A 16,545-nucleotide genomic window follows, 5' to 3' on the forward strand; every position below is an offset into this window, starting at 1 on the left:
ATAAAATAATAATCTATAATACCGATAGATTTTATGTTGTAAAAGTAAAAATTTTATTTAAAATACAAAGATTGATTCCAAAAAAAGATAAAAAATTGAATATTTCGGGGACTTGCTTACCTTTGCAAAATGTCAAGAAAAGCGAAACAAAAAATCATATTAAATAATATAGAAGTTTTACGTGCTGGTGCAAAAGGTGTATCGGTTGGTAAAACAGAGGAAGGAAAAACGGTTCTGATAAAAGGCGCAATTCCAGGAGACGTTGTAGATGTACACGTTTTGAAGAAAAAAAGCAGCTATTTAGAAGGACAAGCAATCGAAATTCACACAAAATCTCCTTATCGCGTTCAGCCAGAATGTGAGCATTTTGGTGTTTGCGGTGGTTGTAAATGGCAAGATATGAGCTATGATGCGCAATTAAAATTTAAGCATGACGAAGTGGTTAACAATTTGGTTCGTATCGGAGGTTTCAAAGATTTAGATGCTGAAATTGTTCCAATTTTAGGTTCTAAAGAACAATATTTTTACCGTAATAAATTAGAGTTTACTTTTTCTAATGCACGTTGGTTAACATTAGAAGAAATTCAGTCTGGGAAAGAATTTGACGACCGTGACGTAGTTGGATTCCATATTCCTGGTGCTTGGTCTAAAGTTTTGGATGTTACAAAATGTCACTTGCAACGTGATCCTTCTAATGCGATTCGTGTCGAAGCAAAACGTTTTGCATTAGAGCATCATTTAGATTTCTTCGATTTAAAAAATCAAGAAGGTTTATTGAGAACATTAATGATTCGTACTTCTCAGAATGGACAAGTAATGGTTTTAGTTCAATTTTTCCGTGAAGAGAAAGAAAATCGTGAAGCTTTCTTACAAAACCTAAAAGATAAATTCCCTGAAATCACATCTTTATTGTATGCAATCAATCCAAAACAAAACGATTCTGTTTATGATTTAGATATCGAAGTTTTTGCTGGAGATGATCATATTATGGAAAAGATGGAAGATTTGAACTTCAAAATTGGTCCAAAATCTTTCTATCAAACAAATCCAGAACAAGCTTACGAATTATATAAATTAACACGTGATTTTGCAGGTTTAACTGGAGATGAATTAGTATACGATTTATATACTGGAACTGGAACAATTGCGCAATTCGTTTCGAAAAAAGCGAAAAAAGTAGTTGGTGTAGAATCTGTTCAAGAAGCAATTGATGCAGCAAAAGCGGCAGCAAAATTTAATGGAATTGACAATTGTGATTTCTATTGTGGTGACATGAAAGACGTATTAAATCAAGATTTCATTAACGAACACGGAATTCCAGATGTAATTATTACTGATCCTCCACGTGATGGAATGCATAAAAAAGTGGTTGAAAATATTTTGTTTATGAATCCTAAACGTGTTGTTTATGTTTCGTGTAACTCTGCTACACAAGCGCGCGATTTAGAATTGATGAAAGATCAATATAAAATTGTTAAAGTTCAACCAGTTGATATGTTTCCACAAACACATCATGTAGAAAATATTGTACTTTTAGAGCGAATTTAAAATTCAATCAAAAAAAAATGAAAAATATTCAACGTTTTCTAGCCTACTCAATTTTTGCTTCTATAATTTCTTTAGCATTTTATAGTTGCGAAGATGATGATATTTGTACCGACGAAGGTGATGTTCCACGCATGGTTGCTGATATGTATTATGATGGAACTAATGTTCCTTTGGAAGATTCTATTTATTATTGGGCGTATGTTTATAATGATTCGATTACGAAAGGAATTAGAGAAGCTACAGGAACGAGTAAAGATACTGTCTTAATCGAAAAAAATTCTGCTTTAGGAAAAACGAGTTTCGGAATTGCTTTGCGTCAAAATAGTAAAAAAGAGATTTACTATACTATAGCGCAAGGTCCAGATATAGATGTAAAAGATTCTATAACGGGTAAAGTCATCAGAACAATTCCTGCAAAACGTGATCGATTGATTTTAAAATACGATACGCTTGGAAATGGCTATACTTCTAAAGCTTGTGGTTTTGGATTAACTTTTAAAGGAGTTGATGTAAAATTGGTAACAAAAACTGGAAATGGAGCTGGAAATTGGATAAAAAAAATAGAAACTGTAAATACTGAAATTAAAGATGGTTCGACAACTATTATTAAGCTTTTTGCTGACGAGCGCAATTAATTTTGCATTTGGTCAAGAAAATAAAACTGATTCAACAAAAGTTTCGGTTACAGATTCTATTCCCCAAAAAAAATACCACGATATTTTTATCGGTGTAGATATTTTCAATCCAATTGTTTCTGCTTTCAACGATAAAAAAGGAGTTAGCGCTTATGCTTCTTATCAAATCAATAATAAGTGGCATGCCGCTGTAGAAGCTGGTTTCGAGAAAAATAATTTCAATGAAATCAATTGGAATGTTGATGTTGACGGCGTTTTTGCAAAACTTGGTGCAAACTGGTTTATAACGCAAGATATAGAAAATCAATCGAACGGAATTTACATTGGTGGACGAATTGCGTATTCTAAATATTCGCAAACCATCAATAGTTATCCGATTAGAGATTTACAATCGAATGAGATTACAGGAACAGGAAGTTTGCCAAAAGCGAATGTAAGCAGTTATTGGATAGAAGCTGTGGTTGGTGGACGTGTAGAGATTTTCAAGAATTTTTATGGTGAGTTAGCCTTGCATCCTGCAGCTTATATTGGAGGTAAAAAAGATCAAGGAATTGATCCTTTGGTTATTCCTGGTTACGGAAAATACAGTGGTCCTTTCAATATGCCAGTTTTTTGGGGAATTGCTTATAAGATAAACTAAGACTAAAAACTTGTTATGAATCAAATTAGATTAACAAAAGATAATATTTCTCTTTTTCCGAAATATAATAAATTACTTCAAAATGGAAAAATAAAATTCGATTCTTTAGGTCGATTAAGATATTTACATGGAGCACCAATAGGAGATTTGATTCAAATCAAAATAGATAAAAATGGAAAAACAATTTATAAAGAAATAAGTGATGAATGGTTTGATCCAGAAAGTGAAAAAGCTAAAAAATTTGTTTGGTTATAGATTTATATACAAACTAAAAAAGGAACTCTAATTGAGTTCCTTTTTTCTTGATGCGAAGCTGAAATAAATTCAGCTTGACATTTTTTCTCTACATTATCATTAATAATCCTTAAATTAGTTCATCTAACTAAGTCATTCTGAATTCGTTTCAGGAACATATCATATAAGGAATTCTGAAAATATATTATGTTTATATACTTACAAACAAATATCGAACTGTTTTTTATATTGGAGTTACCAACAATTTAATTAAAAGAATAGAAGCTCATAAAGAAGGAATTGGTTCAGCTTTCACTCAAAAATACAATGTAAAATCATTAATTTATTTTGAAGATTTTACTTCAATTAGTCAAGATATGTTAAGAGAAAAGCAATTGAAAAATTGGAAATGGGAATGGAAAATTAATTTAATTAAATCTAAAAATCCAAATTTAGAAGATATTAGTATTCTATAATAAACAAAAAAGGAACTCTAAATTGAGTTCCTTTTTATATGTTCTAAAAAGATTTATAGATTAATCCAAAACCTTTGCTCCTTTTACTTTTTGATTCGTTAAAGCAATATCCAAAACTTCTTTCATTTCTTTTACAAAATGAAAAGTCATTCCTTTTACGTATTCTGCTTTAATTTCTTCAATATCTTTTCGGTTATCTTCGCACAAAATAATTTCTTTGATATTTGCACGTTTTGCCGCTAAAATTTTCTCTTTAATTCCGCCAACTGGCAACACTTTTCCACGAAGCGTGATCTCACCTGTCATTGCTAATTTTGCTTTTACTTTTCGTTGTGTAAAAGACGAAACCAAAGACGTCAACATTGTAATTCCGGCAGATGGTCCATCTTTTGGCGTTGCTCCTTCCGGAACGTGAATATGAACTTTATAATTCTCGAAAACTTCTGGTTTAATTCCCAATTCATCCGCATGCGATTTGATGTATTCTAATGCAATTGTTGCAGATTCTTTCATCACAGTTCCTAAATTTCCTGTAATAGAAAGTCCACCATTTTTCGCTTTCGATAAAATAGATTCGATAAATAAAATATCTCCACCAACACTTGTCCAAGCTAAACCTACTACAACTCCAGGAACCTCATTATTCTCATATTGATCTGGTGTAATAGAAGGTCCTAAAATTTTAGAAATATCTTCGATTGAATATTTTGCATTAAATTCTTCTTCCAATGCAATATGTTTTGCAGCCGAACGAACTAATTTCGCAACTTTCTGATTCAATTTACGAACACCAGATTCACGCGTATAACCTGTTATTAAATATTCGATTTCTTTTTTTCCTAACACAACATCTTTCTCTTTCAAGCCATGTTCTGTTAGTTGTTTTGGTAAAAGGTGACGTTTTACGATTTCAGATTTTTCCTCGATTGTATAACCTGCAATATTAATCATCTCCATACGATCACGTAACGGACTTGGAATATCACCAATATTGTTTGCTGTCGCGATGAAAAATACTTTCGATAAATCGTAGCCAATTTCTAAGAAATTATCATAAAAAGTTGAGTTTTGCTCTGGATCTAAAACCTCTAACATTGCTGATGAAGGGTCTCCATGCGCACTAGCCGACATTTTATCAATTTCATCTAAAACAAAAACCGGATTCGACGATTCAGATTTTTTGATTGACTGTAAAATTCTTCCTGGCATCGCTCCAATATAGGTTTTACGATGACCACGAATCTCAGATTCATCGTGTAAACCACCCAACGACATACGTACATATTTGCGCCCAATCGCTTCTGAAATAGATTTCCCCAACGATGTTTTACCAACACCCGGAGGTCCATACAAACAAAGAATTGGCGAACGCATATCTCCTTTCAATTTCAACACAGCAAGATGCTCCAAAATGCGTTCTTTCACATCTTCTAAACCATAATGATCATGATCTAAAATTTTCTTTGCATTCTTGATATCAAAGTTATCTTTTGTCAAGGTATTCCAAGGTAAATCCAACATAAATTCAAGGTAATTACGCTGAATATTATGTTCTGGCATTTGTGGATTTAGACGAGAAAGACGGTTGATTTCTTTATCAAAATGATTGGCTACATCTTCGCTCCAACTTTTCGTTAAAGAACGTTTGCGCATTTCATTGATTTCTTCTTCTGTCGAATTCCCTCCTAACTCTTCTTGAATCGATTTGATTTGTTGATTTAAGAAATATTCTTTTTGTTGTTGATCTAATTCTTTGCGAACTTTATTCTGAATCGTATTCTTCAACTCCAATTTCTGAAGCTCAACATTCATAAAACGCATCACTTCCATTGCGCGAAGTTTCATATCAGAAATTTCTAATAACAACTGTTTTTCATCTAAACTCAACGTTAAGTTAGACGCTACAAAGTTAATTAAAAATGTATTACTTTCGATACTTTTTATCGCTCCTGCAGCTTCCGAAGGTAACATCGGATTTTCTTCTACAATCTGAAAAGCTAAATCACGAATTGATTCAATAATAATTGGATATTCTTTGTTACGAGAAGTCGGAACTTTTTCTGTCAGAATTTCTACTTCAGCCTTGAAATAAGGATCATTTGATACAAATTCTTTTACTTTAAAACGTTTCATCCCTTGTAAAATCACCGTAATGTTTCCGTCTGGCAATTTTATCATTCGCATGATTTTCGCAACTGTACCAACTGTATACAAATCGTCTTGTGTAGGATCTTCCACTGCAATTTCTTTCTGCGAAAGCACTCCAATAATGCGATCTTCTTTGTAAGCTTGTGTTAAAAGTTGTATAGATTTATCTCTACCCGCGGTAATTGGCGCAACCACACCCGGAAATAAGACAGTGTTTCTTAACGATAAAATAGGCAATACCGAAGAAATATCTTGCTTATTTAGCTTACTTTCTTCGTCTTTACTCATCAAAGGAATTAATTCGATTTCTTCTTCCATTACTTGTGCTAATGACAAATTGTCTATGTTCATAATTTTTTTATACGTTCAAAGTGTCAGTAAAACTATTTTTAACTGACGAAAGCCTTTCATAATAACAGCATTATTAAGATTTGAATCTTGTCTAAAGCATTTAGAAAAGCGAGTATAAATAAGTCAAACGTTATGCCAATAAAATATATTGTCAGTTTTTCAATAAAGGTTTTGAATGAGGATAAATAAAAAAATCGGGATTTACCCGATTTTAGATTTTGCAATTACTTTGCGATACAATTCTTCATATTGCGGAAGAATATTCGTTTTATCAAATCGTATCGCTTGTTCTTTTGCTTGATAACTAAACTCTGCCAAACGCCTATCGTCTTCTAAGATATAGATTGCCTTTTCTGCCATCATTTCGATATCTCCTACAGGACAAACAAAACCAGTAAGTCCATCAACATTTACTTCTGGAATTCCGCCTGCATTCGACGAAATAACCGGAACACTTGCCGCCATAGCTTCAAGTGCTGCCAAACCAAAACTTTCTTGTTCGGAAGGTAAAAGGAATAAATCTGCCGCTTTCAAAACATCATTCAAGTCACTTACCATTCCAAGACTTTTCACTTTATCTTGAATTCCAAATTCTTGAATCATTTGATCCGCCATATCCCATTCAGGACCTTCTCCAGCAATAATCAATTTCGATGGAATTTGTTTCTGAATCAAATTAAACGTTCCAATTACATCTTCAATACGTTTTACCTTTCTCAAATTTGAAGTGTGCAAAATTACCTTCTCTTTTGGTTGCGCAAAATTATCACGACAACACACACATTTCTCTGGCAAATATTGATCATTATCAATAAAATTTGGCACAACTTCTATTTCATTTGTAATGTCAAATGCTTGTAAAGTATCTTGTTTCAAACTTTCGGAAACTGATGTTACAGCATCCGATTCGTTAATCGAAAATTCAACAGCCGTTTTATACACAGGATGTTTCCCTACCAACGTAATATCTGTTCCGTGCAACGTTGTTACAATTGGTAATTTATAACCCTTTCGAGCCAACATTTGTTTCGTAAAATACGCTGCATACGCATGCGGGATCGCATAATGTACATGAACCAAATCTAATTCGTAATGCAAAACTTTATCATACAAAATTGTACTCAACGCCAAATCGTAAGGCTGATATTGAAACAATGGATACGTTTCGACATGAATTCGATGAAAGTATATATTTGGTAATTTGATGTTTAATCTCGCAGGAACATTTGTGCTAAAAAAATGTACTTCATGACCTTTTTCCGCTAAATCCATTCCCAGTTCTGTTGCCACAATTCCACTCCCTCCGTAGGTTGGATAGCATACAATTCCTATTTTCATTCGCGATTTTTATTTAGACAAATTTAAGGTAAAATTGCTTCATAAATTACTTGTCGAATATTTTCTCGCACTTTTTTAATGGAAAGATAATTTGGCTCGACAGTTTCATTGACACGATTCGAAAGAAAAATATATACAATTTTATACTGAGGATCTGCCCAAACTATCGTTCCTGTAAAACCTGTATGACCAAAACTTTCGGATGATGAACCTATTTTAGACGTTGTTTGCATTTTATCAAATCCAGCTCCACGATGATTGTCTTTGAATTGTTGTTTGGTAAATTCCGCCACCGTTTCTGGCTTCAAATAAACCTCATCACCATATTCGCCTCCATTCAAATACATTTGCATCAATTTTGCTAAATCAATCGAGTTGGAAAATAAACCAGCATGACCAGCAATTCCGCCCATCATCGCAGCTCCTTGATCATGTACAAAACCATGAACGAGTTGATTTCTGTAGGTTTTGTCATATTCGGTTGGAATAATATCTTCTAAACTAAATTTTTCCTTTGGATTGAATGTTGTGCGATACATTCCTAATGATTGATAAAATTTCTCTTGTGTCAGTTGATTCAGATCTTTCCCAAAATCCTTTTCTAATTTCTTTTTGAAAATATAATAACCTAAATCTGAATATTCATATGATTTACGACCTAAAGATGATTTATAAATATCTTCGTAAATCGTATCTTTTATAGAATTGATGATATAAATGTTATCTGTAACTTTTATTTGATGTTCTTCGTCTTGCTTTCTCGAATAGAAATCTAAATATAATCGCGCATTTTTTACATTGACCGTTTCATTGTAAAAACCAATCCAAGGTTTAAGACCAGCTTGATGCGCTAATACTTCACGAACTTTTAAAGAAGATTTATTCGAATTCTTAGCATCATTATCGATTTCTCCAATTGTTTGATCAAGGTTTAACTTGCCTTCGTTTACCTCCAACATCAACAAAGGCAACGTCGCCGTCACCTTTGTTACCGAAGCAACATCATATAAATCTGTCCACTTCACTTTTTTTGAAGAATTTTTATCTTGTGTTCCGAAGCTTTTATCATACACTATTTTCCCATCTTTTGCGACTAAAATTTGCATTCCAGGCGTGTAATGATTTGCGATTGCTTCTTCGGCAAGTTTATCTATTTCTGAGAGTTTTTTTTTCCTAAATTCACATTTTCAGGTGCAGTAAATCCCAAACGTTTGATGTGTTTTGTTACAATTCCTTGTCCTTCTTTCAAGTTTTGATTGATATCTACCGGAAATGTTCCATCTGCATCAATTGCTCCAAAAATAACTTGCGCAGCAGCTGCTTGCGCATCTTTTGTATTTTGATAATGAACTGTAACCGCGTCTAAATTTGATAAATCTAAATCTTTCAACCCGTAAGGACTTGTGAATAACGAAAAGATTTTCTTTTTGTCTTTTGGTAACGCTTTCAAAATTGCTTTCGAATTATCGGACAATTTATAAGGTTTATAAACCGTTTCATTCGATAGAAACGCTCCAGAAATAATCACATCATAATCATTCAATAAATTGATTTGATTTGGATTTGAAATTTTTACTAATTCAACATTTGTGTACTTTTGTAAATGTGTCAAAAATTGATCATAATCTGTTTGTTCAAGGGGAACAAAAGCTATTTTTTGATTCAATTTTTTAATTGGTAAAAGTTTGTGTTCATTCTTCACAACTGTCGAAGCTTTTTCAAAAATCTTAGTTGTTAAAGCTAAATTTGTTGGAGAATTTAAATCTTCTAACACATTTGTAGGATTTAAAGTTTTAATCTCATTTAAACCTGTGATATATTTCGCCATCAAAATTTTCTTCACACTTTCTTCTAAACGCGCTTCAGAAATCTGACCTTTATTTATTGCATCAATAATTTTTTGTTTCCCAACGTGTACATTTTGCGAAAACAATAAAATATCATTTCCCGCTACAAATGCTCTATAATCTACATCACCAGCAGGAAACATTTTTGCTACACCATCCATATTCAACGCATCTGTAATCACAATTCCTTTGAATTGTAATTCTCCTTTCAAATAATCTGTAATAATATTTTTAGATAAAGTTGAAGGTATTTTTGGATCTGGTTCTAAAGCTGGAACATTTAGATGTGCCACCATAATTGACTGTACACCTGCATCAATCATTTTTTTGAAAGGCGCAATGTGATATTTCTCTAAATCTGCTTTATTATCTGGAATTAAAGGTAAAACTTTGTGCGAATCTTGATCCGTATTTCCATGTCCAGGAAAATGTTTTGCAGACGATAACACGTTTTGTGCACGCATCCCATCCATATAAGCAATTCCTTTTTCTGCAACGCGATCAGGATTTGAACCAAAAGAACGATTCCCAATAATTGGGTTATTTGGATTAATATTGACATCAACCGAAGGCGAAAAATTAAACTGGACGCCCATTCTATTCGCTTGCACACCAATTTGCTTTCCAACTTGATAAATCAATTTATTATCGCGTAAAGCGCCAAGCGTCATATTCCAAGGAAAACGCTCCACTCCTTTCAATCTCATTGCCAACCCCCATTCTGCATCCATACCAATCAATAATGGAATTTTAGAAATCGATTGAAACTTATTTGTTAACTCAATTTGATGAGCCGCTTGATCTTGCATAAAAATTAATCCTCCGATATGTTCTTCTTCAATTAATTTTTGAATATTATTCTCATGCGCAGCATCTCTATTTGTATAGGCTGCAACGATAAATAACTGACCTACTTTTTCTTCCAATGACATCGAATTGTACTTTTCGTCCACCCATTTCATCTGAATAGAATCTTTGTACAATGGCGAAACTTGTTGTGCTTTCGAGGCGATAGGTAAAATAATTGTTAAGAATACGTATGCGATTACTCTTTTCATTCCGGAATAAATTAATTTTGCTTGTTTTTTCTTTTGTAGAAACATTTTTAAAGGCCAATCGAGTTAGGATTGGTAAATTTATAGTAAATTGTCAAATTAAATAAATTTATATGAGTATTTTCAGTGTTGTACAGGATAGCATGTTGAATCATCCTGGACTAATAACTGTTTTTGGAGTTGCAGTAATTATTATGTTACTACTTGATTTAGGTGTTTTTAATAAAAATGCACACGCGGTTTCGAACAAAGAAGCGCTTACTTGGACTGTCGTTTGGATTTCCTTGGCGATGATTTTTAGTGGAGTGATTTATTTCGTTTTTAAAGAAGCAGATGGACATGCATTTGCCATCAATAAATTTTCGCAATTTCAGGCGGCATATTGGATAGAAAAAGCATTATCTGTCGATAATTTATTCGTCTTTATCCTCGTTTTTGGGTTCTTTAAAATTCCAAAAGAATATCAACATAAAGTCCTTTTTTGGGGAATTTTAGGTGCTCTTCTTTTTAGAGCAATCTTTATTTTTGCAGGAGTTGAGTTAATTAAAATGACTTATTTACCAGCTTTTTCAATTGGAGATTGGCACTTTAATCTTGGTGATGAAGCGACTCATGCAAATTTTGCAGCAAAACAATTCTTCCGTCCAAATGTCGTTTTAACACTATTTGGTTTCTTCTTAATCGTTGCTGGAATCAAATCTTGGAAATCAAGTGATGATGATGAAAACCAAGATTTATCTCAAAATTTTGGTGTTAAACTAGTACACAAATTCTTTAAAGTTACACCAAATTTTGATGGAGATAAATTCTTTTCTGTACAAAACGGAATTAAAATGGCAACACCACTTTTCGTTGCTTTAATGGTAATTGAAGTAACTGATTTGGTTTTCGCTGTAGATAGTATTCCCGCTATATTCGCTGTTGCTCCTGACGATCCATTTATTCTATATTCATCTAATATTTTTGCAATTTTAGGACTAAGATCGTTGTATTTCTTGTTGGCAAATTCAATGGACAAATTCAATAAACTACATTACGGTTTAGCGATTATTTTAAGTTTTATCGGAATTAAAATGATTATTATGCCATTCTATCATTTCGAATCGACAGTTTCATTATCAATCATTGGTGGAGTTCTATTAACAACAATTATTTGGTCGCTAATTTCGAATAAATCGGAGGTTAAAGAGTAGATTATTACTTCGAAATAAATTTAAAAAAGCCATTCTTACGAATGGCTTTTTTAAATTTTATACATCTCACTTTTTATCTTCTATTGGTAAATTAATAACTTTTTCTAAATCTCCATATTCATTGTAATTATAAATAAATCCATATTAGAATTTTGAAGAAGATATTTTTCAATTTTGACTAATCTATTGTCTATATAATAAGCATTTTTATATTAGTTGAATCTTTCATTTCAAACTCATCATATAAATATAATGGATGAGAATATTTTCCAAAACCATTATAATATTTTTTAACCATTAAATCTTTAGAATCTGTTTTTGTAACCGAGTCATTTTGAAATTTCTTTATGTTTTGTTACAACTAAATGTTGATAAAGCAACAAGAATGCATAAAAATTTAATCATATCAACAATGTTAACAAGCTTAAATTTATAAAAAAAACTCCAAAAATGGAGCTTATATTTCTATTCTTTATTTTTTCTCAACTTTCGCTGAACCAGATGCTGGAACTAATTTTTCTTTTGCAACATCTTTCACGTTTTTCAATTCAACGTTTACAGGCTCAATCAATGATTTTGTAGGACTTTCATTACCTCTGTGGCACATTACACATGTTACAACATTGATCATTTCTGGATTTTTTGAGTTTTCCCAATTGAAATTTTTTGCGTTTATATCACGTGTCATCACAATCATATGACGTGCAAATTCCTTTTCTTTATTTGCATCACTTGCAAAATCCATCTTTTTAGTCTCAGGATTTTCGGCGTGGCAAAAATTACATTTCACACCTAAAGCAGCATTATATCCGCGCATCAAACCTTTCAAACTATCTTCTGAAATGTTTTGTGGTAACACTTTTAGGTTTTTCCATTCTGAACTTGAAATTGCTTTTCCTGTGTCAATTTGGCGAGAAGTTGTAAACGAAAAGATACTAAACATCAACGCTAAAACTCCTAAAAAAGCCATTATTCTATTTGTTTTCATTTGTTATAATCTTGTTTATACAAGGTAAAACAAATCTTAAATTGAATAAAGCCTTCATAAAAATTTGGAATAATTTTAAATAAAACCTTTAATGAATTAAAAATAGATCAATTAAAATCTCCAAACTAGTAAACGCGAAATTTTATTCCCTTGTTGCATATTTACAATTCGGTAATCTCTTACTTTTTCACGTTTCAAAATACCTTCCAAAATTCGAACATTTTCTTTCTTAGAAACCAATGTTGTAAACCATTTTACTTGATGTTTATAATCCGCACTTTCTTTTATCATTTTCGTGATAAACAGACGCTCTCCTCCTCTACACCAAAGCTCAGAATTATTTCCACCAAAGTTTTGAATTGGTTTTTGATCAGATTTTTGACCTAAGTTTTTCAGTTTACGCATTGTTTGCTCCATCACTTCTTGATTCGATCTAAAAAATGGAGGATTACAAATTGTAATATCAAATTTCTCGCCTTGTTTGATGATATTCTTGAAAATATTGTTTGGATTAAATTGCATTCTAATCTCAACTTTGTTACGTAATCGAGCATTTTTCTTTACAATTTCTTCTGCATTTTTGAAAGAAGCATAATCCAACTCTGCACCAACAAAGTTCCAATCGTATTCGTAATTTCCAATAATCGGATAAATACAATTCGCACCAACACCAACGTCCAAGACTTTTACATCTTTTCCACGTGGAATTACACCATCAAAATTTTCGCCCAAAATATCGGCAATGTAATGAATATAATCGGCGCGACCAGGAATTGGCGGACACAAATTATCTTTTGGCAATTCCCAATAATCGATGTCATAATATGTTTTCAACAACGCTTTGTTCAACGCTTTTACAGCTTCTCTATCCGAGAAATTAATCGTTGGTTCGTTCTCTTTATTAGGTTTGATATATTTGGAAAGTGGCGAATAAATCGCACACAATTTTTCGAAATTATAAGGCGCTAAATGACGATTGCGCGAATGTAATTTTTTTAATTTACTCTTCTTTTCGGGAGTATCCATACAAAAATATTTATGCAAAAATAAGACAACCTTTGCAGTTTTCTGCAAAGGTTGTTTTTGAATTCGTTTATTTTAATTGCTTTTGTAGCGTTTCGATTTGTTTCAAAAGATGATGAATCACTTCTAAACCTTCTATATTAACGCCCAAATTATAATGAAATTCAATAAATCGTTCGATTAATTTCAAATCATTTTCTTCGATAAAATATTCTTGGTTACGCTCGTGCAAAACAACCAAATCATTTTTGTACAAATCAATCACAAATTGAGGTTCAATCTGATGATATTTACTAAACTGAATAACAGATATCGTTACATTTTTCATGGTTTTAAGCTTTTTTAAGTGAACGTAATTTCTCGAATAATTCTTTTTCTTCTGCTGATAAATTAGTTGGAGTTTTTACTGAAAATGTCACATACAAATCTCCAAATTGATCATCTTTCTTATAAATTGGTAAACCTTTTCCTTTCAATTTAACCTTTTTATTATTCTCTGTTCCTTCTTTTATTGGAACTTTCACTTTTCCAGAAAGTGTATCAATCATCGCTTCTCCACCCAAAATTGCATCGTATAAGTCGATTTCAACAATTGTAGATAAATCTGCTCCATTAACTTCAAAAGACGTATTATTTTCGATATGAAACGTGATATACAAATCTCCATTTGGACCATTGTTATAACCTTTTCCACCGTGACCTTTTATCTTAATCGTTTGCCCATCTTCTACTCCAGCTGGAATTGTAATTCGAATATTTTTACCATTCACAGCAAAAGTTTGTTTATGCGAAGTCAATGTATCTGTCAAATTTAGTGTCAAACTGGCATTAACATCTTGCCCTTTATAACCTGTTGATCTACTCCTTCCTTCGCGTCCAAACATCGAACTGAAAAAATCTGAATAGCCATCAAAATCACCAAAACCTTCAGCTCCATCAAAATCGCTATTACTATATTGATATTGTTGCTGTTGTTGCTGACGAGCTTTTTCATATTCTTCACCATGTTGCCAATTTTCTCCATATTTATCGTATTTTTTACGTTTTTCTGGATCGCTCAACACTTCGTTTGCTTCATTTAATTCTTTAAATTTCTGTGCAGCTTCATCGTTATTTGGATTAAGATCGGGATGATACTTACGCGCCAATTTCCGATAAGCTTTTTTTATCTCATCTTGTGATGCGGTCTTTTGCAGACCTAATGTTGTATAATAATCTATAAAAGCCATAGTAATTAATAAGTTTGTGTGGTAATTTAATCAAAATCAGTTCCAATTTTTTCAAAACTGACAATACGACTTATTCTTTTTTATCTATTTTAAACCTTTTAATATTTTATCCGAAAAAGATAAATTTATTATGATTAATTCATAAATTTTCAAAAATAATTTGGATATATTCAAAAAAATCAATTATTTTTCATTTATAAAAGAAAGTTATGAATAGAAGAAATTTTTCGAAAAATATATTAATTGGATCGGCGGTTGGTGACGCATTAGGAGTTCCAGTTGAGTTTAAAAGTAGGCAATATTTACAACAAAATCCTGTCACAGATATGATGGGTTATGGAACATACAATATGCCTCCTGGCACTTTTTCTGACGATAGTTCGATGATGTTTTGCTTGGCTGAATCGTTGTGTAATGGTTATAATGTGAATGATATTGCAGAAAAATTTCAGATGTGGATGTACGAAGGTTATTGGACAGCTGACGGAGAAGTCTTTGATGTTGGAATTTCTACACGAAAAGCAATAAATCGTTTACGAGTTGTAAAAAATCCAATTGAGGCTGGTTCTACAGCCGAATCTGATAATGGAAATGGATCGTTAATGCGTATTCTTCCTTTAGCAATTTTCACGAAAGATTTATCGATTGATGAACGCTGTGAAATCGTCAAAGAAGTTTCTTCTATCACGCATGCGCACAATCGTTCTGTTTTGGCGTGTATTTATTATATTGAATTTGCGTTGAACGTTTTAGATGCCGAAAATCTAGAAGAAGCTTATCTGAACACAAATTTTTGGTTAAAATTATTCTTAGAAGAAAATGAAATTTATAAAAATGAATTTACATATTTCGAACGAATTTTAAGTGGAAAACTAATTGATTTAAAAGAAGATGAAATTAAATCAACTGGTTATGTCATGGATAGTTTAGAAGCTTCTATTTGGTGTTTGCTACATACAAGTTCGTATAAAGATTGTGTTTTGAAAGCGGTGAATTTAGGACATGATACCGATACAATTGCTTGTATTGCTGGTGGAATTGCAGGGATTTATTATGATGCAGAAACAATTCCGACCAATTGGATTGAGCAATTAGCGCGAGTGGATGATATTTTACATTTAGCAGAACAATTGGAAGAAAAATATGAATTTTAGAAAGCTTGAACTATTCTAAATTCACCAAAAACATTTTCGTAAATTTGCAAAATGGAAAGTCAAAAAAATAATCCATTACACGGAAAACGTTTAGACGATATTATCGAAGAATTAGTAATTTATTACGGCGGTTGGGAAGGTTTGGGAAATCAAATTAACATCAGATGTTTTAATGATAATCCAAGTTTGAAATCATCGTTGAAATTTCTTCGAAAAACAGATTGGGCACGTGCAAAAGTAGAAGAATTGTACATTAAGAAAATTGCAAAATAATGAGTGCAACTATTCTTGAAGAAAAGATTTTTATTGATTCTGAGCTCTTAACCAATATCGAAGAAGAAAGTCAGGTTATTATACATTGTTGTATGGCGGCAGATGAATATGCAAATGCTGCACGTATTTGGCCTTCTACTTTTATTATTGATAATCAATCAGGAAAACGTTGTCAATTGGTTTTTGCGGACGGAATTACAATGTATCCAAATTGGACGTATATCGAAGAAGGTTCGTCTCTTCATTTCACTTTAATTTTTAATGGTTTGCCAAAAAGTTGTCAATCATTTGATTTAGTCGAAATTATTCCACAAGCTGGAGGATTTGAATATCGAAAAATAAATCGAAATAAAAGCGATGTTTATCACGTCGAATTTTCAGAATAAATTAAAAAAAATGCGTTTCAAATGAAA

General features: G+C 32.1%; 17 protein-coding genes. 9 read left to right on the top strand and 8 right to left on the bottom strand.

Features of this window, described 5'->3' with window-relative positions; translation table 11 throughout:
* Positions 1-129: 129 nt before the first annotated feature.
* The 5 genes from rlmD (at position 130) to B4G36_RS10790 (ending at position 3,533) form a co-directional block, all read left to right on the top strand.
* Positions 130-1,548 carry a 23S rRNA (uracil(1939)-C(5))-methyltransferase RlmD gene (gene rlmD / locus B4G36_RS10770; protein ID WP_221856669.1) on the top strand — a complete coding sequence of 473 codons (1,419 nt, stop codon included), beginning with the start codon at positions 130-132 and terminating at the stop codon, positions 1,546-1,548.
* A 17-nt stretch (positions 1,549-1,565) separates the two neighbouring features.
* Complete coding sequence (locus B4G36_RS10775; RefSeq protein ID WP_280035560.1) at positions 1,566-2,183, top strand: DUF6452 family protein; 618 nt, start codon at positions 1,566-1,568, stop codon at positions 2,181-2,183.
* Entirely contained in the window at positions 2,137-2,823 is a 687-nt protein-coding gene (locus tag B4G36_RS10780) for a DUF6048 family protein (RefSeq protein WP_286496284.1), read from the top strand. Before B4G36_RS10775 ends, B4G36_RS10780 begins: the two co-directional genes overlap by 47 nt.
* A 15-nt stretch (positions 2,824-2,838) precedes the next feature.
* Complete coding sequence (locus tag B4G36_RS10785) at positions 2,839-3,078, top strand: hypothetical protein (protein ID WP_286496285.1); 240 nt, start codon at positions 2,839-2,841, stop codon at positions 3,076-3,078.
* 194 nt (positions 3,079-3,272) lie between these two features.
* Positions 3,273-3,533 carry a GIY-YIG nuclease family protein gene (locus B4G36_RS10790; protein ID WP_349676934.1) on the top strand — a complete coding sequence of 87 codons (261 nt, stop codon included), beginning with the start codon at positions 3,273-3,275 and terminating at the stop codon, positions 3,531-3,533.
* A 60-nt stretch (positions 3,534-3,593) separates the two neighbouring features.
* On the opposite strand, the gene lon is transcribed toward B4G36_RS10790, so the two are convergent.
* The 4 genes from lon to B4G36_RS10810 all read right to left on the bottom strand — a co-directional run bounded on the left by lon (position 3,594) and on the right by B4G36_RS10810 (position 10,275).
* A complete protein-coding gene (gene lon / locus B4G36_RS10795) occupies positions 3,594-6,032 on the bottom strand; it encodes an endopeptidase La (RefSeq protein WP_221855505.1) in 2,439 nt (812 codons plus the stop codon).
* Between the two features lie 201 nt (positions 6,033-6,233).
* Positions 6,234-7,370 (bottom strand): N-acetyl-alpha-D-glucosaminyl L-malate synthase BshA, encoded by a 1,137-nt coding sequence (gene bshA / locus B4G36_RS10800; RefSeq protein ID WP_291063974.1) that lies wholly within the window; start codon positions 7,368-7,370, stop codon positions 6,234-6,236.
* Positions 7,371-7,393: 23 nt separating this feature from the next.
* Positions 7,394-8,476 carry a serine hydrolase domain-containing protein gene (locus tag B4G36_RS10805; protein ID WP_291063976.1) on the bottom strand — a complete coding sequence of 361 codons (1,083 nt, stop codon included), beginning with the start codon at positions 8,474-8,476 and terminating at the stop codon, positions 7,394-7,396.
* 44 nt (positions 8,477-8,520) lie between these two features.
* Positions 8,521-10,275 (bottom strand): glycoside hydrolase family 3 protein, encoded by a 1,755-nt coding sequence (locus B4G36_RS10810; RefSeq protein ID WP_291063978.1) that lies wholly within the window; start codon positions 10,273-10,275, stop codon positions 8,521-8,523.
* Positions 10,276-10,385: 110 nt separating this feature from the next.
* Here B4G36_RS10810 and B4G36_RS10815 point away from each other — a divergent pair, with 110 nt between their 5' ends.
* The gene (locus B4G36_RS10815; RefSeq protein ID WP_180904861.1) at positions 10,386-11,465 is read left to right on the top strand and encodes a TerC family protein; all 1,080 of its coding nucleotides are present in this window, start codon (positions 10,386-10,388) and stop codon (positions 11,463-11,465) included.
* A 472-nt stretch (positions 11,466-11,937) separates the two neighbouring features.
* Here the strand turns inward: B4G36_RS10815 and B4G36_RS10820 are convergent, their stop codons facing one another.
* The 4 genes from B4G36_RS10820 to B4G36_RS10835 all read right to left on the bottom strand — a co-directional run bounded on the left by B4G36_RS10820 (position 11,938) and on the right by B4G36_RS10835 (position 14,705).
* Positions 11,938-12,453, bottom strand: coding sequence for a c-type cytochrome (locus B4G36_RS10820; protein ID WP_291063981.1), 516 nt, complete (start codon positions 12,451-12,453; stop codon positions 11,938-11,940).
* A gap of 111 nt (positions 12,454-12,564) precedes the next feature.
* Complete coding sequence (gene rlmF, locus B4G36_RS10825; RefSeq protein WP_291063983.1) at positions 12,565-13,479, bottom strand: 23S rRNA (adenine(1618)-N(6))-methyltransferase RlmF; 915 nt, start codon at positions 13,477-13,479, stop codon at positions 12,565-12,567.
* Positions 13,480-13,546: 67 nt separating this feature from the next.
* On the bottom strand, positions 13,547-13,804 hold the full coding sequence (locus B4G36_RS10830; RefSeq protein WP_135834956.1) for a chaperone modulator CbpM: 258 nt from the start codon (positions 13,802-13,804) through the stop codon (positions 13,547-13,549).
* Positions 13,805-13,808: 4 nt separating this feature from the next.
* Positions 13,809-14,705 carry a DnaJ C-terminal domain-containing protein gene (locus B4G36_RS10835; RefSeq protein WP_221855517.1) on the bottom strand — a complete coding sequence of 299 codons (897 nt, stop codon included), beginning with the start codon at positions 14,703-14,705 and terminating at the stop codon, positions 13,809-13,811.
* Positions 14,706-14,914: 209 nt separating this feature from the next.
* Here B4G36_RS10835 and B4G36_RS10840 point away from each other — a divergent pair, with 209 nt between their 5' ends.
* Genes B4G36_RS10840 through B4G36_RS10850 form a run of 3 tightly spaced genes read left to right on the top strand, consistent with a single transcriptional unit; the run spans position 14,915 to position 16,518 of the window.
* Positions 14,915-15,859 carry an ADP-ribosylglycohydrolase family protein gene (locus tag B4G36_RS10840; RefSeq protein ID WP_291063985.1) on the top strand — a complete coding sequence of 315 codons (945 nt, stop codon included), beginning with the start codon at positions 14,915-14,917 and terminating at the stop codon, positions 15,857-15,859.
* Positions 15,860-15,910: 51 nt separating this feature from the next.
* A complete protein-coding gene (locus B4G36_RS10845) occupies positions 15,911-16,132 on the top strand; it encodes a VF530 family DNA-binding protein (protein WP_038332359.1) in 222 nt (73 codons plus the stop codon).
* Positions 16,132-16,518 carry a hypothetical protein gene (locus B4G36_RS10850; protein ID WP_114999543.1) on the top strand — a complete coding sequence of 129 codons (387 nt, stop codon included), beginning with the start codon at positions 16,132-16,134 and terminating at the stop codon, positions 16,516-16,518. Before B4G36_RS10845 ends, B4G36_RS10850 begins: the two co-directional genes overlap by 1 nt.
* Positions 16,519-16,545 lie beyond the last annotated feature (27 nt).

The organism is Empedobacter sp. UBA3239, from assembly GCF_002362875.1.
GTDB lineage: Bacteria > Bacteroidota > Bacteroidia > Flavobacteriales > Weeksellaceae > Empedobacter > Empedobacter falsenii_B.

What these genes read in the sequence shown, in the direction of transcription:
- rlmD (WP_221856669.1), top strand. Translation starts at nt 130, where the DNA reads ATGTCAAGAAAAGCGAAACAAAAAATCATATTAAATAATATAGAAGTT.
- B4G36_RS10775 (WP_280035560.1), top strand. Translation starts at nt 1,566, where the DNA reads ATGAAAAATATTCAACGTTTTCTAGCCTACTCAATTTTTGCTTCTATA.
- B4G36_RS10780 (WP_286496284.1), top strand. Translation starts at nt 2,137, where the DNA reads ATGGTTCGACAACTATTATTAAGCTTTTTGCTGACGAGCGCAATTAAT.
- B4G36_RS10785 (WP_286496285.1), top strand. Translation starts at nt 2,839, where the DNA reads ATGAATCAAATTAGATTAACAAAAGATAATATTTCTCTTTTTCCGAAA.
- lon (WP_221855505.1), bottom strand. Translation starts at nt 6,032, where the DNA reads ATGAACATAGACAATTTGTCATTAGCACAAGTAATGGAAGAAGAAATC.
- bshA (WP_291063974.1), bottom strand. Translation starts at nt 7,370, where the DNA reads ATGAAAATAGGAATTGTATGCTATCCAACCTACGGAGGGAGTGGAATT.
- B4G36_RS10805 (WP_291063976.1), bottom strand. Translation starts at nt 8,476, where the DNA reads ATGCAAATTTTAGTCGCAAAAGATGGGAAAATAGTGTATGATAAAAGC.
- B4G36_RS10810 (WP_291063978.1), bottom strand. Translation starts at nt 10,275, where the DNA reads ATGAAAAGAGTAATCGCATACGTATTCTTAACAATTATTTTACCTATC.
- B4G36_RS10815 (WP_180904861.1), top strand. Translation starts at nt 10,386, where the DNA reads ATGAGTATTTTCAGTGTTGTACAGGATAGCATGTTGAATCATCCTGGA.
- B4G36_RS10820 (WP_291063981.1), bottom strand. Translation starts at nt 12,453, where the DNA reads ATGAAAACAAATAGAATAATGGCTTTTTTAGGAGTTTTAGCGTTGATG.
- rlmF (WP_291063983.1), bottom strand. Translation starts at nt 13,479, where the DNA reads ATGGATACTCCCGAAAAGAAGAGTAAATTAAAAAAATTACATTCGCGC.
- B4G36_RS10830 (WP_135834956.1), bottom strand. Translation starts at nt 13,804, where the DNA reads ATGAAAAATGTAACGATATCTGTTATTCAGTTTAGTAAATATCATCAG.
- B4G36_RS10835 (WP_221855517.1), bottom strand. Translation starts at nt 14,705, where the DNA reads ATGGCTTTTATAGATTATTATACAACATTAGGTCTGCAAAAGACCGCA.
- B4G36_RS10840 (WP_291063985.1), top strand. Translation starts at nt 14,915, where the DNA reads ATGAATAGAAGAAATTTTTCGAAAAATATATTAATTGGATCGGCGGTT.
- B4G36_RS10845 (WP_038332359.1), top strand. Translation starts at nt 15,911, where the DNA reads ATGGAAAGTCAAAAAAATAATCCATTACACGGAAAACGTTTAGACGAT.
- B4G36_RS10850 (WP_114999543.1), top strand. Translation starts at nt 16,132, where the DNA reads ATGAGTGCAACTATTCTTGAAGAAAAGATTTTTATTGATTCTGAGCTC.